Raw genomic sequence first — 24083 nt, 5'->3', positions numbered from 1 at the left:
CTTTAGCGGCTCAGGGCTTCACCAACGAGCGCCCTGAATCGGTGTCCAGACGTCATCTGTCTCGGGTGAATGATCGACTGGGCGTCATTCAGATAGACAGCGTGAACGTAGTTAGTCGCAGCCACTACCTGCCCTAGCAGTGTTAGACCAGTTTCGGGATGGAACGGCACAAGCGCCTGGCCTCAGCCGTCAGCCGCGCCCACTGGTGGAGCAATGGGCGCACGAGGCGAGTTTTGTGCCGCCGCAGACTTGGCTCCACTTCACTTTTGGGATGGCAGCGCCGCGGCATCAAGTGTGGGCAGATGACTTTTCGGTCAAGTACCCCGGTTTACTGGATTCCGTTCGTGACGCGATCGAGCAACTGGGGCCGATGACGGCACGCGACCTCGCCTCAGTTGCTCGATCGCGATCATTGGGGATGGAACTGGTCGGCGGCTAAGGAAGCCTACGAGATTCTGTTTCGCACCGGAGCCGTAACATCGGCCGGGCGCACGCCGCAGTTTGAGCGCCTCTATTCGTCGTTGAGCCGTGTCTTGCCAGCGGATGTGGTGGCTCAGATGCAGTCGCCGCCCACCGATCGTGAATGCTTTGACTATCTGCTCCGAGTGTCGATCAAAGCCCTTGGCATCGCCACCGCCGATGATCTGCTGGACTACTTCAGGCTACGTGGACCGGTGGCGAGGGGCGTCCTGGACGAGTTGGTGCTCGCCGGTGTGATGGATGAGGTTGAGGTGAAGGGCCCAGGCCCGCGCTACCTGCTTGATCCGCAGGCCAAACGCCCACGCAAGCTTGAAGCGCGGGCCCTGCTGAGCCCGTTTGACTCCCTCGTCTGGCACCGACCGAGGGCAGAGCAACTCTTTGACTTCCGCTATCGACTGGAGATCTACACGCCGGCGGCCAAACGTGTCTATGGCTATTACGTATTGCCGTTCTTGCTGCGGGAAAGAATCGTCGGCCGAGTTGACCTCAAGGCCGATCGACCTGCCGGAGTCCTACAAGTCAAGGCGGTGCACTGGGAGCCAGAGGCGCCGGGAGATGCGATGGCTGAACTCAACGAAGAGTTGGAATTGATGGCCTAATGGATGGGTCTGAAACGCGTCGGTAACGCATGAGGTCAGCCGCGACACGTTAAAGCCATTCTTCTGAAAGCCTTTTCATCTGCCGATGATCAACCTAAGGTCGCTGTAGGCCGGCTTGCGCTGGGCCTTTGCGTCCCCACTGATCAAAGGAGATCAATCGATGTTTGGGCCCAAAACAAGACGGCAATGGGCCGTCGCGGGGGTGGCGGCTTTGTCCACCACCACCGTTTTAGCTGGCAGCACCATGCCAGCGCTCGCAGCCCCTATTGCAGTGCCTGCCCAGGTGGCGGACGGCGCGGAAGTCTTCATCAGCGAATATGTCGAAGGCAGCAGTTTCAACAAGGGCCTTGAGTTCTTCAACCCTACCGATGCTGACATTGACTTGGCAGCGGAAAACTACACTGTCCAGGTCTTCAGCAACGGCAACTTGACCGCCAGTGCAACGGTCAACCTGACAGGAACAATCCCTGCAAAGGCACGTTCGTCGTCGCCAACAGCCAGGCAGAGTTTGCGAGCGACCAGACTGGCAACATCAGCTTCAACGGTGACGATGCGGTCACTTTGAACCGCGACGGGGTCGTTATTGACTCACTCGGCAAAATTGGCGAAGACCCCGGCTCCGAGTGGGGCTCCAGTGACATTGGCACTGCGGACGACACCATCCGTCGGATGGAGTCGATTTGCGCCGGTGACACCGACACGACTGATGACTTCGACCCCAGCGTTGAATGGGTCGGTGCTGGCATCGATGCCTTTGATGGCCTGGGAGCCCACACCGCGACCTGTGCACCTCCCGCACCCCGGACCCCGGTCATCAACGAGTTCTCGGCGGACACCGCCCCCGGAGCGGACGTTGAATACCTTGAGGTCTTCGCTAACCCAGACACCGACTACTCCAACCTGACGATTCTGCAGGTGGAGGGCGACGAAACTTCCTCCAACCAAGGCAAGGTCGTTGGAAGTTACCCCGTAGGCACGACCAACGGCGAGGGCTACTTCCTCAATGAGCTCGCCAGCAACACCCTCCAGAACGGCACGTTGTCGCTCCTCCTGGTCAATGACTACGACAGCACCGACATCCTGGACGCAGACAAGGACGGCGTCATTGATGACGGCGTGACCCTGGACATCCTCGACTCGATCGGCGCCAACGACGGAGACATGGGTGACCTCACGTACGGCGGGGTTGAACTGCTCCCGGCTGATGGCGAGTTCCCCTATGGCGGTGCATCACGCATACCCAACGGTGGTGACACTGACGCCGCATCTGACTGGATGCGCAACGACTTCAACAAGGCTGGCCTGCCAGATGGTTCGCCCAGCACCCTTGATGAGGGCGAAGCGCTGAACACGCCTGGACTAGAGAACACTGATGTGGCTCCGGTTATCCCGCCGCCACCGCTGAGCTGTGAGTCTGAGACCGTGGCAATTGGCTCGGTCCAGGGTGATGGCTACACCTCTCCCGTCGAAGGCGAAACCGTCTTCGTTGCAGGTGTTGTCACTGGCGACTTCCAGACCGGCGGCTTTGACGGCTTCTACGTGCAGGACGAGGGCGACGACAACGACGCCACCAGCGATGCAATTTTCGTTGACACCATCGGCACTGAGGTTGCCCCCGGTGACCAGGTGATTGTCACTGGCACCGCAGCTGAGGTCTTCGGTATGACGATCATCAGCGACGCGACTGCAGCGATCTGTGTCGATGGCACCGTCAGTGTTGAAGCCACGGAGATGAACCTCCCGGTCACCGAGGACTTCAACGAGCAGCACGAAGGCATGCTGATGACGCTGCCGCAGTCGCTATCGATCTTGGAGTACTTCAACTATGGCCGCTTTGGTCAGATCCAGGTTGGCGTTGACCGTCAGTTCCAGCCGACCGCTATCGCAGCCCCAGGTTCATCCGAGGCCGTCGCTATCGCTGATGCGAACGCTGCCGAGCGGATCATGATTGACGATGGTCGTAGTTCGCAGAACCCGGACCCGGCCATTCACCCCAACGGTGAAGAGTTCACGCTGGACAACATTTTCCGTGGCGGAGACCTCGTCACCAACGCGACTGGCATCTTGGACTACCGCTTCTCGGCGTGGGCCATCCAGCCGACAGAGGCTGCTGACTATGAGGCAGTCAACGCGCGTCCAGCCGTTCCTGAGGTCGGGGGCAGCACGACTGTCGCTAGCTTTAACGTGCTGAACTACTTCACCACCTTCGGTGAGCGCGGTGCAGACAACCAAGGAGAGTTTGATCGTCAAGAGGCCAAGATCGTCGCCGCATTGGCGGACCTGGACGCTGATGTTGTGGGCTTGATCGAGATCGAGAACAACAGCACTGCCGTGGAGACACTGACGGCGGCCTTGAACGATGAGGTCGGTGCTGACACCTACTCGGTGATCGAAACCGGTCAGGTTGGCACCGACGCCATCACCACGGCATTGATCTACAAGTCGAGCGAAGTGACCCCGGTAGGCAATTTCGCCACTTTGACCGGTGCTGACGATGCTCGGTTCTTGGACTCCAAGAACCGCCCAGCGTTGGCTCAGACCTTTGAAGACAACGTCAACGGCGGCCAGGTCACCGTAGTGGTTAACCACCTGAAGTCCAAGGGCAGCTCGTGCGATGACGTGGGCGACCCAGAGGACCCCAACGGTCAGGGCAACTGCAACGGTGTTCGCACCGACGCAGCCATGGCTTTGGCTGACTGGGCCGCTGGCGACCCGACGGGCACTGGGAGTGAGAACACCTTGATCATTGGTGACCTCAACTCCTACGACAAGGAAGACCCGATTGCTGCGTTGCAGGCTGCCGGTTACGCGGACCTGGAGCTGCAGTTTGAGGGCGAAGAGGCCTACACCTACGTGTTCGATGGCCAGTTGGGTTACCTCGACTACGCCATGAGCTCCGAAGCGCTGACCCCGTTGGTCACCGGTTCGGCCGCTTGGAACATCAACGCTGATGAGGTGAGCTTGCTCGACTACGACACGTCATTCAAGCTTGATGCCCAAGATGCCATCTTTGCGCCGGACCCGTTCCGGTCAAGTGACCACGACCCTGTCCTGATTGGGATGGATCTGGTCAATGATGGTGGAGAGCCCGGTGAGCTGACGGACCGCATCTCTGGCGATGACCGCTACGCGACGGCAGCCGAGGCTGCCGCTCGATTTGGCACGGTCGACACGGTGTATGTGGCCAGTGGGGTCACCTATCCCGATGCGCTCGCGGCGACCCCGGCCGCCATCTCGGCTGACGTTCCAATCCTGTTGACCAAGCCAGGTTCGCTTCCGCTGGTGACTGCAACGGCTATCAACGAGCTCGGCGCCACTGAAGTCATCATTGTGGGTGGCACCGGTGCCGTGAACGGAGACGTAGAGACGGCGATTGCAGATGCAACGGGAGCTAACGTTTCGCGTATTGCTGGCGATAACCGATACGACACGGCAGCCGAGGTTGCTGAATCCTGGATCGCCGACGATGTGGACACCGTCTACCTCGCCCTGGGGTCGGAGTTTGCGGACGCCCTCGCGGTTGGTCCGTTGGCTGGAGTCAACGATGACCCGATCCTGTTGACTCGTGAGGGTTCTGTCCCAGACGAGACAATGGCCATGTTGGAGCAGATTGACCCCGAAGAGGTCATCCTGCTGGGCGGAGAGGCGCGCATTTCCGACAACGTGTTGCTGGAACTCGATGCAATCTGGAACGTGGATCGGATGGCTGGCCTGGATCGATACGAAACGGCAGCCATTGTCGGTGCCAAGATGCCTGCTTCCGACATCGTCTACGTTGCTTCCGGGTTGACCTTCGCTGACGCTCTCAGTGGTGGTGCGCTGGCCGGTCACGATGGAGCGCCATTGGTGCTTTCTCGTGCGATGACAGTGCCAGACCCGACGGCAGACTTCTTGGTCGACGGTGATTTCAACCAGGCGATTTTGCTGGGTGGCACGAGCACGTTGACCACAGAGCTTGCAGACGCGTTGGAGGCACTCCTGCGATAGTGCTGTAGGCATGATCGGCGAGGCGGGTTTGGCTCTTCCAGACCCGCCTCGCAGTGCGTTCACAGGTATTTCTCAGGCCCCATCCGCACGTTTTGACGCTTCCGGGCTTAGCCTAGGGACGTGCCGAAACTGTTTGAGAAGATTCTCCGCGCTGGCGAAGGCCGCACCATGCGTCGTTTGGAGTCCATCGCGGCCCAGTGAACGCCCTCGAGTCTGACTTCGAGGGCCTCACTGACGAGGAGCTGCGTCAAGAAACCGACAAGTTCAAAGAGCGGCTGGCGGGCGGCGAGACCACCAACGACATTCTCCCCGAGGCTTTCGCCGCGGTTCGAGAGGCCAGTCGACGCACTTTGGGCAAGCGGCCCTACGACGTGCAGATCATGGGTGGGGCTGCGCTGCATTTGGGCAACGTCGCTGAGATGCGCACCGGTGAAGGTAAGACCCTGGTGGCCACGCTGCCCTCATACCTCAATGCCTTGACCGGCGAAGGGGTGCATGTGGTCACGGTGAACGACTACCTGGCCGAGTATCAGGCGGAGTTGATGGGTCGTGTGCACCGCGCACTAGGCCTAGAGACCGGCTGCATCTTGAGCTCGATGACTCCGGCGCAGCGGCGTGCCGAGTACGCCAAGGACATCACCTACGGCACCAACAATGAGTTTGGCTTCGACTACCTGCGAGACAACATGGCCTCCAAAATGGAAGACCTGGTCCAGCGCGGTCATCACTTCGCCATCGTCGATGAGGTCGACTCGATCTTGATCGATGAGGCTCGCACGCCATTGATCATTTCCGGCCCCGCCGACGCGGCGACTCGTTGGTACACCGAGTTCGCCAAGATCGCCCGGATGCTGGAGCGCGGCCACGCCGCCGATGGGGATAAGGCCGAATCCGGCGACTATGAGGTCGACGAAAAGAAAAAGACGGTTGGCGTCTTGGAGTCAGGCATCGAAAAGGTCGAGGACTACCTCGGCATCGACAACCTGTATGAGAGCGCCAACACGCCCCTGATCGGTTATCTGAACAACTCAATCAAGGCCAAGGAACTCTTCAAGGCAAACCAGGACTATGTCAACGTCGACGGTGAGATCCGCATCGTCGATGAGCACACTGGCCGCATGTTGGCTGGGCGTCGCTATAACGAAGGCATGCACCAAGCCATCGAGGCCAAAGAAGGGGTGGAGATCAAGAATGAAAACCAAACCCTGGCCACGGTCACCCTGCAGAACTACTTCCGTATGTACGACACGCTTTCGGGCATGACCGGAACGGCCCAGACTGAGGCCGCCGAGTTGAGCCAGATCTACAAGGTGGGTGTTGTCACGATCCCCACCAACCGGCCGATGATCCGGATGGACAAGGCTGACCTCGTCTATCGCACCGAAGAGGGCAAATTCAAGGCTGTCGTTGAGGACCTGGTCTCTCGACACGAAGAAGGTCAGCCGGTCTTGGTCGGCACGACGAGTGTTGAAAAGTCTGAATACCTCTCTGAGTTGTTGCGCAAGCGTGGAGTGCCGCACGAGGTGCTGAATGCTAAGCACCACGAACGTGAGGCCTCCATCGTTGCCGAGGCTGGTCGCAAAGGTGCTGTCACTGTTGCCACCAACATGGCTGGGCGAGGCACCGACATCATGCTGGGTGGCAACCCAGAGTTCATGGCAGTTGCCGACTTGCGGCGCCGCGGGCTAGACCCGCACGAAACCCCAGAGCAGTATGAAGAGGCTTGGGACAGTGCCCTGGAGCGTGCCGAGCGCGCAGTGAAGGCCAGCGCCGACGAAGTCACGGAGTTGGGTGGCCTGTATGTCTTGGGCACCGAGCGTCACGAGTCTCGCCGCATCGACAACCAGTTGCGTGGTCGTGCTGGCCGTCAGGGAGACCCTGGCGAAACTCGCTTCTATCTATCGCTGCAAGACAAGTTGATGCGCCTGTTCAACTCCGGCATGGTCGATCGCGTCATGCAGACGGCCGGCATGGAAGATGACGTGCCGATCGAGTCCAAGATGGTTAGCCGGACGATTGCCTCGGCGCAGACACAGGTTGAGGCTCAGCACTATGAAGCACGTAAGAACGTCTTGAAGTACGACGATGTGTTGAACCGTCAGCGTGAAGTGATCTATGACGAGCGTCGCTCGGTCTTGGAGGGTGAAGACCTCGAAGACCAAGTGCGGATGTTTATCAACGATGTCGTCAAGGACTATGTGTCTATTTCAGCTGGTCAGGGCGTCGCAGAAGCCTGGGATCTGGATGAGCTCTGGAGGGAGCTAGGCCAGGTCTATCCCATCGGGATGACCGCCGACGAGGTGGTGGCGTTAGCGGGCTCCAAATCTGGCGTAACCGCTGAGCTGCTCCGGGAGCAGTTGGCTTCTGATGCCCACCACGCCTACGACGCCCGCGAGGCAGAGTTCACCGAGGAAGTCATGCGCACAGTGGAGCGCAAGGTCTTGATGCAGGTTTTGGACCGCAAGTGGCGCGAGCACCTGTATGAGATGGACTACCTCAAGGAGGGCATCGGCCTGCGAGCTATGGCTCAGCGTGAGCCGTTGGTCGAATACCAGCGTGAGGGCTACCAGTTGTTCCAGGCCATGATGGAAGCGATCAAGGAAGAGACAGTCCGTTTTATCTTCCACGCTGAGATCAAGGCCAATGAGACTGCAGCCGATGGTGGCCTCAAGCTTGACGCGACGAGCGCTGCCGCTGCGGCTGGCCGGGGAGCCGCCCTATCCGGCTCGGCGCGATCGCGAGCCCTGACCTACTCCGCGCCGAGTGAGTCGGGTGATGGCAGTGTCACCGAACGCCGGATCTCCGAAGATGGTGTGACTCAAACTCGTGCTGCGGCGAACGACTCGGGCAACCGGGCTGAACGGCGCTCCAAGTAAAGCTTGAGGGCTCCCATCGCGGGAGTCCAGGACTGGCAAGTTGTAGATCAGCGTGCTGCAGGTGGCTTAGCCCACCTGCAGCACGCTGATTTTCCAGCGACCATCCACCCCGGTCATTCGCATTGCCACCGCCCTGATGCGGTTTTGGAAGACAACGACGGCGGCGACTTCGGCCACTCCGTCGATCGGCTCGCACACGTGAACCGAGCGCACAGTGCTTGGGCGTTGTTGACGTTGTCTGCGCCTCCGCGCCAGGAGGCCACGTCGGGAAATACGCTCGTGTACCTCCGGTGTCAGCCACCGTGCCAACTGGCTAGCAGGCCGAAGTCCGTCCATGACTTCGAGCGCCGCCCGAATCATATTTTGGGACCACGCCTGGGGCTCGGGGAGATGTGAAGCCCTTGTCGGTTGCGGACCAAAGTGAGGGTCGCCGCCGATCACTGGGTGCGCGAGGCTGAGGTGGCCCTGTACGTAGCCAAGATTGCCGTGCTCAGGACGTCGCGGCAGCCAGTCGTTTGGTTCGGGTGCGGCTATTGGCGCGTCGACATCGGGGATGCTTCGCACGGTAATGCGGCTCGCGCTCAAGACTGAATTGCTCATGGATGATCCTTCATGGCTGCGGAGTTGGAGCGAGGGCTGCTTGACCAGGTGAGTTGCGAGGGCTGCGTTGAGGCAGTCGATGTCGGGGGACGCAAGACCTGGCCTGGGTAGATCATGTGCGGGTCAGGCCCAATGACCGATCGATTTGCTTCGTGCCACGCCGGCCAGGCCAGCGCGACTTCTTGCGCGGTTGCCATCGGTCCGAGGTTTTGCTCTGCCAGCGACCACAAAGTGTCACCTCTGCGGACCACTACCTCATCGTCGACTGCGCAACCTTGATCGATCAGTCGAACCGATGACGCCATCGGGGCAGGAGTCCAGGTGGGAGCAGGGACCAGTTGGGGCATGGATCCGATAGGCGGGGGCGTAAGGGTGGTGTCGGTTGATGGCAGATTCGATGCGCTGGCGACCGTGATCATGACTGGCGAAGGTTCATGGGCAGCGTGCGCCGAGCTGGTCCCGGCTAGCAACAAAAGCAGGCTCGCGGCGAGCCCCTGAGCAAGCTGACGGGTCAAGCCGGCTGCTGCTTGGGGCGCTGTTTCGAGGTGGGTGACAGGGGCCAGGCTAGCCCGGACCTCTTTAATGGCCACGGCAAGCAAGACAGCGAGATAGGCGCTGGCAAGCGCTGCAACGCCGGTGAGGGTCGCGACGCCGACATCAATAGCGGTCGCTACCTCGGCCACTTCCGAGCCCCACCTCTGCGCATCTGTGATGGCCACCCAGAGCAAGCCACCTGCACTGAGAGCGCTTAGTAGTGCAAGGCTTCCGCAGATGGCCTGTGCCCAAAATTCGCTTCGTCGCCCTGAGCGAGGTCGTGCCCCAGGATGTGGTTGCTGATCGTCCCACGCAATTGCCATGCTTCCCCCTAATTCGTTCATTTGCGTTCATTTAAGTCTATTTGAGGCTTTTGGCAAGGCTTCGGACAGAAAAATTGCCAGATTTCTTGTGGGAACCTGCTGAGAGCCCGACTCGCCTGTCAGACTGCAGCGATGCGATGGACGCGTCTTTTTGATGACTTGGAAGCCCGGATTCTGCGCGAGGAAATCGCTGAGAGATCTGCAGAGGTTGCGGAGCACACCCGATCTGTCCGCGGACAGGTGGGGCTGATGGACCGCCTCGTGGCGGGCCGAGATCAGGCAGTATCTCTTCGGCTCAACGGGGGGTCTGCTGTCGACGGTCGAATGATTGATGTTGGCGCGGACTGGGTCTTGCTCGCGAACTCCAGGGCTGGGGGAGACCCCGAGCGAAACGTTCTCGTCGCCACATCGAGCGTGCTGAGTGTCAAAGGGCTGACTGTCAAGGTGGATGCTCGTGAGGGCGCCGCCTCGCGCCGTTTTGATATTCGACGAGCTTTACGAGAGATCAGCCGCGATCGATCAACTGTTCAGGTCATCGATATCGCTGGACATCCCGCAACGGGCACGATTGACCGAGTGGGCCAAGATCACTTCGACATCGCTGACCATGCCGCTGATGTAGCCCGAAGAGCCACTGCGGTGCGTGCGGAGTTCAGTATCCCGTTCGCGGCCTTGGCGATGGTTCGCCAACTGTGAGAGTTCTCGCTGGCTGAGACCCAGGGCATCGCTTACTTGTCGTTGAGGGTTTCCGAAGCCGGCAGGGTCGCGCGGGTCTGGGCATACATGCGCTGGATGTAGTTCTCCAGCTCTGAGCGCTCAATGCGCCACGCTCCACGACCACCCACTTTGATGGCAGGAAGATCGCCGGTGCGGACCAGGGCTTTCGTTTGGGCCATTGAGACGTTGAGTGTCTCCGCGACGTCAGTCAACGTAAGGAAACGAGGCTCGGTCACGATCTCTCCTTGAGTTAGTGCGTCGCCGCTCGCTGGTGACTGTCGGATTCAGTTTAGGCGGTGCTGTGAGCGGCTACCGGCACTTGTGGACGGTTGACGGCGATACACCGTGAGACTCCATAATAGGAGAAGCTGAACGTGGGAAGTTCGGCACTCATGGATTTGAACAGGGGGCTTGATGAAACTCGAACCGGGACGCCCGATGGCTCGACGGCTTCAGCGACCGGGGTGGCGTGATGCCCGATTGATCATTGGGGTCCTGCTGGTTGTTGTTTCAGTGGTGGGTGGTGCGCGGCTGATTGCTGCCCTCGATGATGGTACGGCTGTGTATGTCGCGGCAGAGCCTCTGGTGCCAGGGCAGGAGGTGACAGCTGCCGACCTCGATGTCGTCGATATCCGGTTCGCGCAAGATGCAGATTTGTATCTCTCGGCAGCGGGTGAGATTGAGCCGGGCACATATGCCCTCCGTGGCGTCCCCACCGGAGAGTTGATTCCTGCGGCGGCCTTGGGCGGGGCGAGTCAGGTTGAGAGCAAAGCGGTCACGGTGTCCATCGATCCGGCTACGGCTAGTTCAATTCATGTTGGCTCAGTGGTGGATCTGTGGGTCAGCCGTCGTGACCCGCAGGCGTTGGGAGCAGTGTATGTGGAGCCAGAGTTGCTGCTCAGCGGTGCTGTTGTTTCGACCACCCTACGCAGAGCACCGCGATTGGCGCTGGAGTTGGTGATGCTCCCGTGCAGATCGTCGTTCCCGCCGATCGTGTTGGTGAGGTGATCGCCAGCGTGGATCAAGAGGCGAGACTGACTTTGGTGCCCGCGCCGGCGGGGGCCGCAGAGTGAGTAAGCCCGCGCTGACGGCCGTAACGCATCAGTGGGAATCTGCGGTGGCTAGCCTTCTGGGTCAAAGCTCGCACGCCTACGTAGCGAAGAGGTGTGCTGACCTTGCCGAGCTCCTGGGGTGTGTGGCGGCAGGTCAAGGCGAGATTGCCGCGGTCTCCTCCGACTTGAGGGGCGTGGATGCTTCGGTCATAGCGGAGTTGATGCGCCAGGGTGTGCACATTCTGGGGGTTTATCGCCCCGGTGACGACGAGGGCCGCTTGCAGTTAGCGCGTTGGGGGGTACATGCGGTGATCCCTGGCGACGCCAGCCTGGAGGCACTAGATGAAGCGCTTAGTTTGCTTCTGACAACCACGAGGGCAGGTGGCGGAGCGACTGCAGATGAGCCTCTCTTAGTCCCTGTTGAGTGGCTGGATGCGGATGAGCAGGACGCGGGCGAACCGAAGGAGGCAGAGGTCCGTGGCCTCGAGGGGCCGGGCAGCGAACAAGGCAAGGTGCTCGTCGTTTGGGGGCCAACGGGGCGCCGGGGCGCACTAGCGTTGCGCTGAATCTGGCTGCTGAGCTTAATGCGGAGCATGGGGGAGCCATGCTCATCGACGCTGATACATACGGTGCTTCGCTGGCCCAGATGCTCGGCCTTTGGACGAAGCCCTGGTCTCGCGGCTGCCGTCCGGGCAGCAGATCAGGGTGTTCTGGATCGGGACTCGCTGGCCCGCATCGCTGCCCCCATAGAGTCTGGTTTGGTTGTGCTGACTGGCTTGCCACGGGCAGATCGCTGGCCCGAGATTCGTCCGCACGCTCTCCTCGACGTGATTCAGAAGTCTCGTGATTGCGTCTCCTGGGTCGTGATTGACGTCGCGCCATACCTGGAAGAAGATGAAGAGTTGTCCTTTGACACAGCCGCACCGAGGCGTAACCAGGCCACTCTTGCGGCCCTTGAGGCTGCAGATGAGGTGGTGGTGGTTGGAGCCGCTGATCCCGTTGGGCTACAGCGCCTCGTGCGTGGGCTGGACGGAATCAAGGAGCACACACACAAATCGCCTCTTGTCGTGGTGAACCGGGTCCGTGCTTCAGCCGTTGGTCGAGACCCTGAGCGAAAAATCCGTGAGATCCTCCAACGCTTTGCCGGGGTCGAGACCGTGTCGTTCATTCCAGATGACCCGCGGGCCTACGACGGTGCCCTGCTGAACGGCGAAGTCTTACTGGATAGCGCACCCAAGAGCCAGGCCCGTGAGGCGCTCAGCCTTTTGGCGAATGACGTTGCAGGCGTCCCACCGCCTCAGGTGCGTAATCGTCGTGCGAAGGGGTGACTTCGCCTGGAGGGGCTTGACATGTCACCATGACCACATGATCCGCGCGCGCGTTTTCGGCCATGGAGGCCAATACTGAGATGACAACGACAACTCGAACTTACGTTGCCATCACTCTGGACCAAGCCCGGTTCTTGCCAGAAACGCGCCTGCTACGGGCACCCTTGCGAGGGTTCGCTCCGAGCCCGGACCTGAGTGGTCCCGACTTAGAAGAGGCTGAATTTCAGGCAGCCCAACTCGCCGCCAAAGACGCCATCGCGCGCCAGGTGCCGGTGTTGGTCGCTGCGCTCGAAATTTCCGCCTCCATCGCCAAGTCGGTGCACGGCTCGGCTGAGGCTCAGGAGGCTAGGGAATTGACCGGTGTCGGTGCCGTGTTGATTGAAGAGGATGTGGCTTTCTCCCGAGTTGCCGCCCTCCATCTCGCCGACGACACCCTCGAGGGTGAAACGTTAGACGCCACCGCGCCAGGTCCCCTCGAACTTTCTTGGTATGACACGACTGAAATTCACCACGTGGCGCAGTTGCTCACTGACGCCAACAACTGAGGGAGTTTTTACTCATGATGGATGCCATAACGAACGTTCCTGCGCCGGTTAACGAGCCGATCCAGCAGTATGCTCCCGGCACGCCCGAGCGGGCTGAGTTGGAGACTGCGCTGGCCCAGGTTGCCGCCAACCCCGTGGACTTGCCGCACATCATTGGTGGCCAACCCGTTGTTGGTAAGGGCAAGGAAATCAAGGTGCGCCAGCCGCACGCGCACGCGGAAATCCTCGGCACCCTGCACGACGCCACCGAGGCCGAAGCCACCGCCGCTATCGATGCAGCGATGAAGGCTGCGCCGTCTTGGCGCGAACTGTCGTTCGACGAGCGTGCTTCGATCTTCCTCAAGGCCGCTGAGTTAATCTCCGGACCGTGGCGTGCGCGGATCAACGCCGCCACCATGCTGGGCCAGTCCAAGACGGCTATCCAGGCTGAGATTGACTCCGCCTGTGAGCTCATCGACTTCTGGCGTTTCAATGTCCACTTCGCCCGTCAGTTGCTTGCCGAGCAGCCCCCGGCCAACTCTGCTGGCGTCTGGAACCGGATGGAGCAGCGCCCCCTTGAAGGCTTCGTGTACGCCGTCACGCCGTTCAACTTCACAGCGATCGCTGGCAACCTGCCCACCGCTCCAGCCCTCATGGGCAACACGGTTGTCTGGAAGCCTGCGTCGAGCCAGCAGCGTGCTGCCAGCATGATTATGGAGATCTTGCACGAAGCAGGTCTGCCCGACGGCGTGATCAACATGGTAACCGGGCGTGGCATCGAGGTCAGCAACGTGGCCTTGGTCCACCCCGATTTGGCAGGTATCCACTTCACCGGATCCACCAATGTCTTCCGTATGTTCTGGCAGAAGATCGGTGAGAACATCGAAAACTACAAGTCCTACCCGCGCATCGTCGGTGAGGCCGGCGGCAAGGACTTCGTGTTGGCTCACCCCAGCGCCGACCCTGACTTACTGATGACTGCGCTCATTCGTGGCTCATTCGAATATCAAGGCCAGAAGTGCTCGGCCGCATCTCGTGCATATGTGCCGCAGTCGATCTGGGAGCAGATCAAGGAGCCGCTGGCAGCAACCACAAACGCCATCGAGATGGGCGATGTCCGCGACCTGAGCAACTTCATGGGAGCAGTCATTGATGACCGCGCCTTTGCCAAGCACCAGGAAGCGCTCGACATGGCGGTCGACGATGACGCTGCCGAGATCATCGCCGGAGGCACCTACGACGACTCGGTCGGTTACTTCGTCCGCCCGACCATCGTCGCGGTCACCGATCCTGAGCACGAGATGCTCACCACCGAATACTTTGGTCCGATCCTGACGGTCTACGTCTACCCGGATGCTCAGTACGATGCCACGCTGGATCAGATGGAGTCGGTGGCCAAGTATGCGTTGACCGGTTCGATCATTGCGCGCGACCGCGCCGTCATTGCCGATGCCACCGAGCGTCTGCGCTTTGCTGCTGGCAACTTCTACATCAATGACAAGCCCACTGGTGCCGTCGTTGGTCAGCAGCCATTCGGCGGCGCACGCGCGTCAGGCACCAACGACAAGGCTGGCTCCGCAGCCAACCTGATGCGCTGGATCAGCCCGCGCACCATCAAAGAGACGTTCGTCGCGCCGAAAGACCACCGCTACCCGCACCAAGGCTAAGCAGTCATAGCTAGCGGCTCAGCTCGCACAAGGCCCGGCTCACAGTTTGCGGACTGGGAGCTGGGCCTTGTGCTGTTTCATGCGTTATTCGGGGTGTTCGGCCAACCACTCACGGCCCAAAGCATCCTCTAACTCAACGCCGTTCTCGATCAGCGGCTGAATAGCCTTCTCAATGCGCGAGCTAAGCAGTGGCAGATGGGCCTTCAACTCGCCGTCGAGAACATGGGCAGTGCCAGCCTCCATTTGGGTGAGATGCACCCCGCCCACCATGGTCACTGGGGTGCCCTCAACTTCAAAGGTGTAGGCACCCTCGCGGAAGTCGTCGCGTTCATTCAGGCCCCAACGGATGGTCTCCACGAGGTCGACGGTCTTTCCCACGAATCCGCGGAACGCGTCTGGAAAGTTCTGCGTCGACATCCGACGGCGACTGATGCCGATATGCGCCTCGGGAGTCTCATCAAGAACAAAGTGGTGCTCTAGGCTGCCACTGCGCTCAGCGCGTTGGCGTTGATATTCCGGGTCGTTCAACATGGCGTACACGCGCGCCAAACTGCCGGGGTGCTCGATGCGGTGCGTAATCCTCATGCGTCCAACCTATCGCCGGGTTGCAGTTTCGCGAGCCAAGCACGCAACTGCCGATGAAACTGGGCTCGAGTGCGCGCCCGACTCTGAGGATCTGCGGGCTCGGCACAACGCTGAAGATCTATGACGAGACCCTCCAGGACAGTGCAAACCGTGCAGCTCAGGGAAGCGCTGGTGGTCGGCGGACTCAACCTCTTGATCGCCGTTGCAATCTGGGCCAGGTGCGCACCGGCAGCACTGCACGACACTGGGTCTAGGGCCAGAGTTGGCCCAGGCACGTCAACAACAGGTGTCGTCCTTAACGGCGCTTCGGTGCCATCGGCAAGATCCACTAGCGCATGCCCCAGAGCGTCAATCACAGCATCAAAGGTCGCTTGAATGCGAGGCTCACCTAGATCAGCATGCACATCCTGCACCTGATCCACCAGCAGCAAGAGCGCACTGCTCGTGGGTCGGTGGTGTGTCATAGTTCAACTTTAAAGCGCGGGGGTGACAAACCCAGATCGCCGCACACATGGTGCTCGGTGGTCCCGACTGCCGACACGGGTTAGGCTCTGCCACAGAGGCACGATGACGTGTCTCTGTGAGGTCGCCGACCAGGAGTGATTCTGTGATGCCCGTTGACAATGAGACGCCTACTGGCGTTGCGCTCAGGACTCGATTCTTTGAGCATGTCGCCCCCGCCGACCTTGAAGGACGCAGTGATTCTGCGTTATCGGCGATTGCTCAAGGGGCTCTTTCCTTTTCGGTCCAACGACCGCTCGGCGAGCCAGCCGCACGCGTCTTTAACCCCAGCGTTGAGTCAGACGGCTGGACCAGTAGGCACACCGTCGTTCAAGCGTGTGCCGACGACATGCCTTTCCTCGTGGACTCAGTCCTCGGTGAGTTGCGTCAGCGTGACCTTCGCGTTCATTTGCTCGTCCACCCTCAGGTCGTGGTGCGACGATCAGAATCTGGCGTCGAAGTTGTCGACACGGATAGCAACGGGGCACCGAAGGACTGCGAAGTCGAATCGTGGATGTACCTGGAAATCGATCGGATTCCACAGGACGACAAGCGTGCAGATCTAGAAGGCGCACTAAAATCGGTGCTCGTGGATGTCGCGCATGCGTGCGCTGACTGGCGCCAGATGCGTAAGACCTGTCTCGAAATTGTCGAAGAGATCAAAACCGCTCCGCCAGCCAGCGTTGACCCGGCCACGATTGAGCCCACGATCGAGTTCCTGACCTGGCTCGAGGACAACCACTTCACGTTCTTGGGCTACGGCGAGTACGAGCTCACCGAGCACGAGGAGAGCCCGCGCTGCGAGCCATCCCCGAGACCGGTCTTGGCATCTTGCGGACGCAGGAGGCCACCGTAAAGGCTCTCGCGCCGCAAGCTCAGGCCAGAGCCACCGAGCCACGGCTCCTGACGTTGACCAAGGCCAACCGTCGATCAACCGTGCACCGTCCGGTCTACATGGACTACATCGGCTTGCGCCGCTTCGACGAAGCGGGAAATGTCGTTGCCGAGCGTCGATTCGTGGGCCTTTTCACTGCGGGCGCGTATGCAGAGTCGGTGACCCGACTGCCGATCATCGGCAAAAAGGTCCAAGCGATCCTGGACAACAGTGGGTATGCGCCGGACAGCCACACAGGTAAGGATCTCCTGGGCGTCTTGGAGGCATACCCGCGTGACGAGCTTTTCCAGGACACAGTTGAGCGACTAGGCGAGGTAGCACTCGAGGTCGTCCACCTCTCGGAGCGTCGGCGCTCGCGGTTGTTCGTGCGCAATGACGAGTTTGGCCGTTTCGTTTCAGCCCTTCTCTATGTGCCTCGCGATCGATTCAACACCTCGGTGCGTCTGCGCCTGCAGGCCCTGCTCGCCAAGGCCTACGATAGTGATGCGGTTGATTACGGCACTCGGGTGGGTGAAGCCGCGTTGGCCCAAATCCACTTCGTCGTCCGGATGAAGCCCGGCGTGACCATTCCAGATGTTGATGTTGAAGAACTTGAACGTGACCTGATGGATGCGACGCGCACGTGGGCCGAACGCCTCACTGAAGAGGTCGGTGAAAATGTCGATGACGACTCCACTGCAGGCGACGTGTTGGCCAAGTACGGCTCGGCCTTCCCCGAAGCCTATAAAGAAGACTTCGGTGCCGCAGACGCCTACCGCGATGTCGTGCGCCTGGCCGAGTTCGATACTGACGAAGACGTCGACGATCTCAGCCCACGGCTCTATCACGAGAAGGATGAGCCCAGCCGCGAACGCCGCTTCAAGGTGTACCGCCGGCACGAACTGTCGCTGTCCAATGTGCTGCCAGTCTTTAGCCACTTTGGCTTAGAAGTCACTGACGAACGGCCCTACGAGGTCGATGGCCCCACCGGCAAGTCCTACATCTATGACTTCGGTCTGCGGGCCAGCAGCGAGGACGTGTGGGGTGAAGCTAGGGGAGACCGCGCCGCCGGGTTTGAGGCTGGTTTTGCTGCTATCTGGGGCGGAAGGGCGGAAAGTGATTCGCTCAACTCCCTCGTGCTCTCGGCGGGTTTGCCGTGGCGCGATGTCGTGATTCTGCGGACCCTGGTGCGCTACCTGCGCCAGGTCACCAGCTTTAGCCTGAACTACATCGAAGAAGCCCTGGTCAGCAATCCAGTGCTAGCAGAAATGCTGATCGAGTTGTTCGCTGCTCGGTTCGACCCCGACGGTGCAGACGGCGAGGATCGAGACAAGGCCGCGCAAGATGTGCAGGACCGTATCGAAACTGCGCTCGATGACGTCGCCAGCCTGGATCACGACCGTATTGTGCGCGCCGTCGTCTCCATCATCACCGCGGTCGTGCGGACCAACTTCTATCAGGTGGCTAGTGATGGCGGCCCCAAGGCTGCTGTCAGCCTGAAGTTGTTGCCACGCGAAATTTCTTTCCTGCCTGAACCCCGGCCAGCCTTCGAGATGTGGGTCTATGCACCCCAGTTGAGGGCGTGCACCTGCGCTTCGGCATGGTGGCTCGAGGAGGCCTGCGCTGGAGCGACCGCCGCGAGGACTTCCGCACTGAGGTGCTGGGACTGGTCAAGGCTCAGTTGGTCAAGAACGCGGTCATCGTGCCGACCGGCTCCAAGGGCGGGTTCGTGGCTAAGCAACTGCCCGACCCTTCGGATCGTGACGCGTGGATGGCCGAGGGGATTAGTTCCTACCAGACCTTCATCGGCTCACTCCTGGATATCACTGACAACCGAGTCGGCGGCGACATTGTGCCGCCGGAGCGGGTCGTGCGGCACGACGCTGATGACCCTACCTTGTCGTTGCAGCGGACAAGGGAACGGCCAAGTTCTCCGACATTGCCAACGGCATCTCACGGCACTACGGCTTCTGGCTCGACGACGCCTTCGCTAGCGGTGGCTCGGCCGGCTATGACCACAAGGGCATGGGCATCACCGCACGCGGCGCATGGGAGTCGGTGAAGCGTCACTTCCGCGAGATGGGCATCGACACCCAGTCTGAGGACTTCACTGTCGTTGGTGTGGGCGACATGAGCGGCGACGTCTTCGGCAACGGAATGTTGCTCTCTGAGCACATCCGCCTGCTGGCCGCCTTCGACCACCGCCACATCTTCTTGGATCCGAACCCGGATGCCGCAACGTCCTTCGCTGAGCGCCAGCGCTTGTTTGATCTGCCCCGATCCAGTTGGGAAGACTACGACGAGTCGCTGATCAGTGAGGGTGGCGGTGTCTATCCAAAGTCGGCCAAGTCGATTCCCATCTCCGCACAGGTGCGCGAAGCGCTTGGCTTGGCTGATGATGTGGAGGCTTTGGCCCTGGCCAGCTGCTCAAGGCAATCTTGCTTTCACCGGCAGATCTGCTCTGGAACGGCGGCATCGGCACCTATGTGAAGTCTTCCGATGAGAGCCATGCTGACATCGGCGACCGGGCCAATGACGCGATCCGAGTCAACGGCGAAGAGTTGCGTGTTCAGGTGGTCGGCGAAGGTGGAAACCTAGGTATGAGCCAACTGGGCCGCATCGAAGCCGCGCAGACTGGTGTTCGAATCAACACGGACGCGATCGACAACTCTGCGGGCGTGGACACCTCTGACCACGAGGTCAACATCAAGATCGCCTTGACCGGGCTGGTGCAGGACGGTTCTATGTCGATGGAAGATCGCGACGAACTTCTTGCGTCGATGACTGACGATGTGGCTCGTCGGGTTTTGCGGCACAACTATGACCAGAACGTCTTGATCGGAAATGCGCGCGATCAAGGCGGTCGGATGATGAGCGTCCACCGCCGGCTGATCGGATTCTTGTCTGACAAGGTGGGCCTCGATCCTGCGTTGGAGTTCTTGCCCACCATCGAAGCGATGCGTGAGCGCGAAACCGTTGGGGAGGGGTTGACCTCTCCGGAGTTCGCCGTGATTCTGGCCTACTCCAAGTTGGCGCTGAAGGATGAGTTGCTGGAGTCAGAGATCCCGGATGACCCATCCATGATCGACACTTTGGTCAATTACTTCCCTGAACCACTGCGCGACAAGATCAGCGATAGTTTGGCTGAGCACCCCCTGCGCCGGCAGATCATCGTCAATGAGATCGCCAACTCCATCGTGAACCGCGGCGGCGTCACCTTCGCTTTCCGCGCCAACGAAGAAACGGGTGCCACGACAGCGCAGATCGCGCGTGCGTATGTGGTGTGCCGTGAGATTTTCGACATGGACAGCTACAACACGCAGGTCGAGGCGCTCGATAATGAAGCACCCACCGATCTGCAGACGCAGATGTACCTCGAGTTCCGTCGGTTGATGGACCGCAGCGTTCGTTGGTTCCTCAACAACCGCTCCTTGAGCACCGGGATGGCAGCGGAGATTGAGCATTTTGCTGAGCCAGTGCAACGTCTGATGCCGTTGCTGGGTGAGATGTTGAAGGGACAGGAGCACGAGCGCTACGTGGAGCGGGCGAAGTCGGTGTCGGATCGCGGCATCGAACAAGATCTTGCGCTGCGCTACTCGGGCTTGCTGGACGCATACTCACTGCTTGATGTTGTTGAGTTGGCGGCCGAAGGCTACGACGTTCGTGAAGCGGCTGAGGTGTACTTCGCATTCTCAGAAGAGTTTGGGATCGATGCCTTGCTGACGTTGGTCTCTGAGTTGCCGCGTGGCGACCGGTGGTCTGCGCTGGCCCGTGGAGCAGTGCGCGATGACCTCTATGGCGTCCTACGGGCTCTGACTCGTGCTGTGCTGCAAGGCACTGAACCTGGCAACACAGCCGATGAGCGCGTGGCCGCGTGGGTCGAGGCCCAGCGTGAGCCGCTTAGCCGTGTCAGCCAGGTCCTGACCACGGTCCGCGGACTGGAAGAGCCCGACTTGGCTCCTATCTCAGTTGCCTTGCGCACCTTGCGTGGCCTGGTGCGTCAGGGCAGCGCAGGGTAGGGCGTTAGTCTGCTGCGGTGAGCACGCTGCGCGATGTGATGTCCCAGAACCCTGCAACAACTGATGGAGATATCGATTGGCTGCAACGACTGCTGGGAGACTGGCAGATCGTTGCAGACCTTTCGTTTGCTGACCTGACACTGTGGGTGCCTGGCGGCGGCGACGAGTGGGTGCTTACCTCCCATGCACGCCCTAGTACCGGCCCAAATTTCTACCCAGACGATGTCGTCGGGCAGCGGGCCAAGGATGACCGTCGACTGGTCCTGGAGCAGGTCACCAGTGCCGCTCGATCGACGACGCCCAAGGGCGTCGGCTCGATTCGAGAGCAGTATGTCCCGGTGCGTCGCGGCGATCGGGTGCTGGCCGTCTTGGTGCGTCACACCGATCTACAAAACATGCGTCAGCAGGGCGGCTTAGAGGTCAACTATCTGCGGACCGCTCAATCGCTGTTGACGATGGTGGCGCAGGGCAATTTTCCAACTGACCACACGCCGACCGGCGTTGGCCGGGGCACGCCGCGGGTGGGTGACGGCGTGATCAGGCTGACAGCCGACGGGGCAATTGACTATGCAAGCCCCAACGCTGTCTCAGCCTTGCGGCGTTTGGGACACACAGACCAGGTCAGCCAGGCCGACCTGTCTGAGATTGTCACGGCCCAACTGCCCTCGGGCATCCAGATCGATGAGGCGATGCCGCTGGTGCTCACCGGTCGCGCGCCTTGGGGCACCGAGATCGAAACCCGTGGGCTCAACTTGACCTTGCGTTGCGTGCCGCTCATCGAGGGCCAACGCCGGGTCGGTGCCCTGTTGCTGATCCGCGACGTCAGTGAAATGCGCCGACGCGAGCGCGAATTGCTGACGAAGGACGCCACGATTCGCGAGATTCACCACCGGGTTAAGAACAACCTGCAAACGGTGGCTGCCCTGTTGCGTTTGCAGTCTCGCCGCCTTGACGACGTCAAAGCGAAGGCCGCACTGAGCGAGGCTGGCCGTCGACTGGCCACTGTCGCGTTGGTGCACGACACGCTGAGCCACGGGTTTGATGAGAATGTCGACTTTGATGAGGTGTCCCGCAAAGTGATGCGCTCAGTGGTGGAAGTCGCTGCCCCTGGTGTTTCGGTGCAGTTCCGCAGCGTGGGTGCCTTTGGCCAACTCTTGGCCGAGGACGCCACCCCGTTGGCGATGATTTTGGCCGAGTTGGTGCACAACGCGGCAGAGCACGGATTTTCGCAGGAGAAGGATGCATTGCCGGAGGCGCCACTGATCACCGTGGAGGCGCTTCGGGGTAGCGATGAGCAGGGCGAGTTGCTGACGGTGTCGGTGATCGACAACGGTCAGGGTCTGCCCGACGGTACGGACAGCCCGCCCTCGTCCGGCTTGGGCATGCAGATTGTGGGTGCCTTGTTGGCGGATCTGGATGGCTCACTGGCCTGGGATACGGCGAAGCCGCACGGAACTGTTGCTCAGTTCATCGTGCGGCTTCGAAGCTCTAGCTAGGGCGACTCTGCGCCCAGCCAAGGTCGGACCTAGCTGGCCCTACGTGCTCGCGCCTTGCGGCGCTTGAGTGCGCGACGCTCATCTTCCGACAAGCCACCCCACACTCCGGCATCCTGGCCAGTCTCCAACGCCCACTTCAAGCAGGTGTCAGTGACTGGGCAACGACGGCAGACGACCTTGGCATCTTCGATCTGCTGCAGGGCAGGTCCAGTGTTCCCGATAGGGAAAAACAGTTCTGGATCCTCTTCCAGACAAGCAGCGCGACTGCGCCAATCCATCTCTGTACTCCTTGCGTTCGTCATGAGGCTGGGGGCCACCTCACGAGTTGATTGTGTTGAGGCGCTTGGCGTGGTGAACCAGAAGTTCACTATTGGTGCCGTCGGGTATAACGTCAATGCTTAACGTTTTGTTTCTCGCCGACCACGAGCCCAAGCGCCCGCGTCACTCCGTTGTAATCGCGCGGCAGTCAGTGATAACGACGAAGTCAATCAGGACCTCGTGCTGGCCGTTCTGTAATCCTCACAGGAGCAGTGCGTTGGCACAAGGGTTTCGATGGGATTTCATTGATGCTTCATTGAGGTTTCGCTCACATCTGCCAGATATTCCGCAAAATATGCGTTGAAATGGGCTATTTCTGTGAAATCGGGGGTTTGGGAGGTTCCGTGCAGACGACGTGGTTAGGGTGAAGTTGCCGCTCGGTTGGGCGGTTTTTGCCTAGCAGGAGGACGAAAGTATGACGTTCGCAATCGTTAATGCTCACGTGGTTCCGATCGAGGGGGAGCCCTTCGAGGGCACCGTCGTCATCGAGGACGGCAGGATCTCAGCGTTGGGTCCCGACGTTGAGGTCCCACAGGGGGCAGACACGGTCGACGCGCAGGGCCAATGGGTTCTGCCAGGCTTCATCGATGCCCATGTGCACCTCGGTGTCTGGGAAGAGGGAGAAGGTTGGGCAGGGCAGGACACTAACGAGACCACAAATCCCGTCACCGCAGCCGTGCGTGCCATTGACGCGATCAACCCGCGTGAGCAGGGCTTTAACGATGCGCTCGCGGGCGGCATCACCTCGGTCAATGTCAACCCCGGATCGGCCAACCCGATTGGTGGTTTGGCCGTGGCGCTCAAGACCAGCGGTCGAGTCGTTGATGACATGGTGCTGCGCTCGCCCTCGGGGCTGAAGTCGGCGCTGGGGAGAACCCGAAGCGCGTCTACGGCGAGCAGAAGCGGACGCCTAACACTCGTCTGGGTGTCGCCCTGACGTTGCGAGAGGCGTTCACCAAGGCTCGCAACTACCTGGCTAAGAAGGAGGCCGACCCAGAAGGCTACGAGGTTGACCTGGTCAACGAAGCGCTGGGCTCGGTCCTCAATCGCGAAATCCCTTGGCGCCAGCACTGCCACCGCGCTGATGACATCGCCACTGCGATGCGCATCGCGCAGGAGTTTGGCTATCAACTGGTGCTGGATCACGGCACCGAGAGCTATCTTGTCGCCGACAAGGTCGCGGCTGCCGGCATACCGGTGCTGTACGGCCCAATGATCGTTTCGCGCTCCAAGGTTGAGGTGCGGGATCGATCGCCCAAGGCGCCCGGCATTCTGGAGGCTGCCGGTGTTGAGGTCTCGATCATCACCGATCACCCAGTGGTGCCGATCGAGTTCTTGGTCACCCAGGCAGCGCTGGCGATGAAGGAAGGGATGACCCGACAGGGTGCCCTACGAGCCATCACGATGAACCCGGCCAAGGTGCTCGGTGTTGATGAGCGGATTGGCTCGCTGGCTCCGGGTAAGGACGCCGATGTCGTGCTGTGGTCGGGAGACCCCTTCGACTTTGCCTCTCGGGCTACCCGGGTGTGGGTGAATGGCGAAGAGGTCTACGCCTATGACTCAGCGCTTGGCGAAGGGTCTTCGCCCAGCGCTGAGTGATGCT

Annotated in this window: 19 protein-coding genes and 3 pseudogenes; 16 read left to right on the top strand and 6 right to left on the bottom strand. The window is 60.5% G+C overall.

The window, feature by feature from the left end; all coding sequences use genetic code 11:
- The first annotated feature begins 139 nt into the window (after nucleotides 1-139).
- The 5 genes and pseudogenes from L0A91_RS06740 (at nucleotide 140) to secA (ending at nucleotide 7942) form a co-directional block, all read left to right on the top strand.
- Nucleotides 140-439, top strand: coding sequence for a DNA glycosylase AlkZ-like family protein (locus L0A91_RS06740; RefSeq protein ID WP_235246330.1), 300 nt, complete (start codon nucleotides 140-142; stop codon nucleotides 437-439).
- A complete protein-coding gene (locus L0A91_RS06735; RefSeq protein WP_235246329.1) occupies nucleotides 396-1079 on the top strand; it encodes a DNA glycosylase AlkZ-like family protein in 684 nt (227 codons plus the stop codon). The genes L0A91_RS06740 and L0A91_RS06735 overlap by 44 nt, the downstream gene beginning before the upstream one ends.
- Before the next feature lie 160 nt (nucleotides 1080-1239).
- A complete protein-coding gene (locus L0A91_RS06730) occupies nucleotides 1240-1644 on the top strand; it encodes a hypothetical protein (protein WP_235246328.1) in 405 nt (134 codons plus the stop codon).
- Nucleotides 1641-5066 (top strand): ExeM/NucH family extracellular endonuclease, encoded by a 3426-nt coding sequence (locus tag L0A91_RS06725; protein ID WP_235246327.1) that lies wholly within the window; start codon nucleotides 1641-1643, stop codon nucleotides 5064-5066. The genes L0A91_RS06730 and L0A91_RS06725 overlap by 4 nt, the downstream gene beginning before the upstream one ends.
- 168 nt (nucleotides 5067-5234) lie before the next feature.
- Nucleotides 5235-7942, top strand: a pseudogene (gene secA, locus L0A91_RS06720) (preprotein translocase subunit SecA).
- A 66-nt stretch (nucleotides 7943-8008) separates the two neighbouring features.
- Here secA and L0A91_RS19730 read toward each other — a convergent pair.
- Nucleotides 8009-8278: an Rv3235 family protein gene (locus L0A91_RS19730; RefSeq protein WP_397333858.1), complete on the bottom strand. Its 270-nt coding sequence runs from the start codon at nucleotides 8276-8278 to the stop codon at nucleotides 8009-8011.
- A 260-nt stretch (nucleotides 8279-8538) separates the two neighbouring features.
- Nucleotides 8539-9261 (bottom strand): LysM peptidoglycan-binding domain-containing protein, encoded by a 723-nt coding sequence (locus L0A91_RS06715; RefSeq protein ID WP_235246326.1) that lies wholly within the window; start codon nucleotides 9259-9261, stop codon nucleotides 8539-8541.
- 270 nt (nucleotides 9262-9531) lie between these two features.
- Here L0A91_RS06715 and L0A91_RS06710 point away from each other — a divergent pair, with 270 nt between their 5' ends.
- The gene (locus L0A91_RS06710; protein WP_235246325.1) at nucleotides 9532-10095 is read left to right on the top strand and encodes a hypothetical protein; all 564 of its coding nucleotides are present in this window, start codon (nucleotides 9532-9534) and stop codon (nucleotides 10093-10095) included.
- Between the two features lie 32 nt (nucleotides 10096-10127).
- Here L0A91_RS06710 and L0A91_RS06705 read toward each other — a convergent pair whose 3' ends face one another.
- Complete coding sequence (locus tag L0A91_RS06705) at nucleotides 10128-10355, bottom strand: helix-turn-helix domain-containing protein (protein ID WP_235246563.1); 228 nt, start codon at nucleotides 10353-10355, stop codon at nucleotides 10128-10130.
- A 199-nt stretch (nucleotides 10356-10554) separates the two neighbouring features.
- Here L0A91_RS06705 and L0A91_RS06700 point away from each other — a divergent pair, with 199 nt between their 5' ends.
- The 5 genes from L0A91_RS06700 to pruA all read left to right on the top strand — a co-directional run bounded on the left by L0A91_RS06700 (nucleotide 10555) and on the right by pruA (nucleotide 14687).
- Nucleotides 10555-11124, top strand: coding sequence for a flagellar biosynthesis protein FlgA (locus L0A91_RS06700; RefSeq protein ID WP_235246324.1), 570 nt, complete (start codon nucleotides 10555-10557; stop codon nucleotides 11122-11124).
- 109 nt (nucleotides 11125-11233) lie between these two features.
- Nucleotides 11234-11734 carry a hypothetical protein gene (locus L0A91_RS06695; protein ID WP_235246323.1) on the top strand — a complete coding sequence of 167 codons (501 nt, stop codon included), beginning with the start codon at nucleotides 11234-11236 and terminating at the stop codon, nucleotides 11732-11734.
- Nucleotides 11735-11932: 198 nt separating this feature from the next.
- A complete protein-coding gene (locus L0A91_RS06690) occupies nucleotides 11933-12496 on the top strand; it encodes a hypothetical protein (protein ID WP_235246322.1) in 564 nt (187 codons plus the stop codon).
- A gap of 134 nt (nucleotides 12497-12630) precedes the next feature.
- Nucleotides 12631-13041, top strand: a complete 411-nt coding sequence (locus tag L0A91_RS06685; RefSeq protein WP_235246321.1) for a hypothetical protein — start codon at nucleotides 12631-12633, stop codon at nucleotides 13039-13041.
- Between the two features lie 17 nt (nucleotides 13042-13058).
- Nucleotides 13059-14687, top strand: coding sequence for an L-glutamate gamma-semialdehyde dehydrogenase (pruA, locus tag L0A91_RS06680; protein ID WP_235246562.1), 1629 nt, complete (start codon nucleotides 13059-13061; stop codon nucleotides 14685-14687).
- 84 nt (nucleotides 14688-14771) lie between these two features.
- Here pruA and L0A91_RS06675 read toward each other — a convergent pair whose 3' ends face one another.
- Nucleotides 14772-15272: a DUF2505 domain-containing protein gene (locus L0A91_RS06675; protein WP_235246320.1), complete on the bottom strand. Its 501-nt coding sequence runs from the start codon at nucleotides 15270-15272 to the stop codon at nucleotides 14772-14774.
- Entirely contained in the window at nucleotides 15269-15736 is a 468-nt protein-coding gene (locus tag L0A91_RS06670) for a hypothetical protein (RefSeq protein WP_235246319.1), read from the bottom strand. Before L0A91_RS06670 ends, L0A91_RS06675 begins: the two co-directional genes overlap by 4 nt.
- Before the next feature lie 146 nt (nucleotides 15737-15882).
- On the opposite strand from L0A91_RS06670, the gene L0A91_RS06665 reads away from it, so the two are divergent.
- The 4 genes and pseudogenes from L0A91_RS06665 (at nucleotide 15883) to L0A91_RS06645 (ending at nucleotide 22162) form a co-directional block, all read left to right on the top strand.
- Nucleotides 15883-16629, top strand: a complete 747-nt coding sequence (locus L0A91_RS06665; protein ID WP_235246318.1) for an NAD-glutamate dehydrogenase domain-containing protein — start codon at nucleotides 15883-15885, stop codon at nucleotides 16627-16629.
- Between the two features lie 98 nt (nucleotides 16630-16727).
- Nucleotides 16728-19137 (top strand): annotated as a pseudogene (locus L0A91_RS19725) (NAD-glutamate dehydrogenase domain-containing protein).
- On the top strand, nucleotides 19086-20666 hold the full coding sequence (locus L0A91_RS06650) for an NAD-glutamate dehydrogenase (protein WP_260115318.1): 1581 nt from the start codon (nucleotides 19086-19088) through the stop codon (nucleotides 20664-20666). The pseudogene L0A91_RS19725 and the gene L0A91_RS06650 overlap by 52 nt, the downstream one beginning before the upstream one ends.
- Before the next feature lie 17 nt (nucleotides 20667-20683).
- Nucleotides 20684-22162 carry a sensor histidine kinase gene (locus L0A91_RS06645; RefSeq protein ID WP_235246316.1) on the top strand — a complete coding sequence of 493 codons (1479 nt, stop codon included), beginning with the start codon at nucleotides 20684-20686 and terminating at the stop codon, nucleotides 22160-22162.
- Nucleotides 22163-22191: 29 nt separating this feature from the next.
- Here L0A91_RS06645 and L0A91_RS06640 read toward each other — a convergent pair whose 3' ends face one another.
- The gene (locus L0A91_RS06640) at nucleotides 22192-22440 is read right to left on the bottom strand and encodes a WhiB family transcriptional regulator (RefSeq protein ID WP_220122857.1); all 249 of its coding nucleotides are present in this window, start codon (nucleotides 22438-22440) and stop codon (nucleotides 22192-22194) included.
- A 455-nt stretch (nucleotides 22441-22895) separates the two neighbouring features.
- On the opposite strand from L0A91_RS06640, the pseudogene L0A91_RS06635 reads away from it, so the two are divergent.
- Nucleotides 22896-24079 (top strand): annotated as a pseudogene (locus L0A91_RS06635) (amidohydrolase).
- Nucleotides 24080-24083 lie beyond the last annotated feature (4 nt).

This window comes from Ornithinimicrobium sp. INDO-MA30-4, from assembly GCF_021535045.1.
In the GTDB taxonomy this organism is placed as follows: domain Bacteria; phylum Actinomycetota; class Actinomycetes; order Actinomycetales; family Dermatophilaceae; genus Ornithinicoccus.
This window is presented reverse-complemented; position numbering and strand designations above follow the sequence as displayed.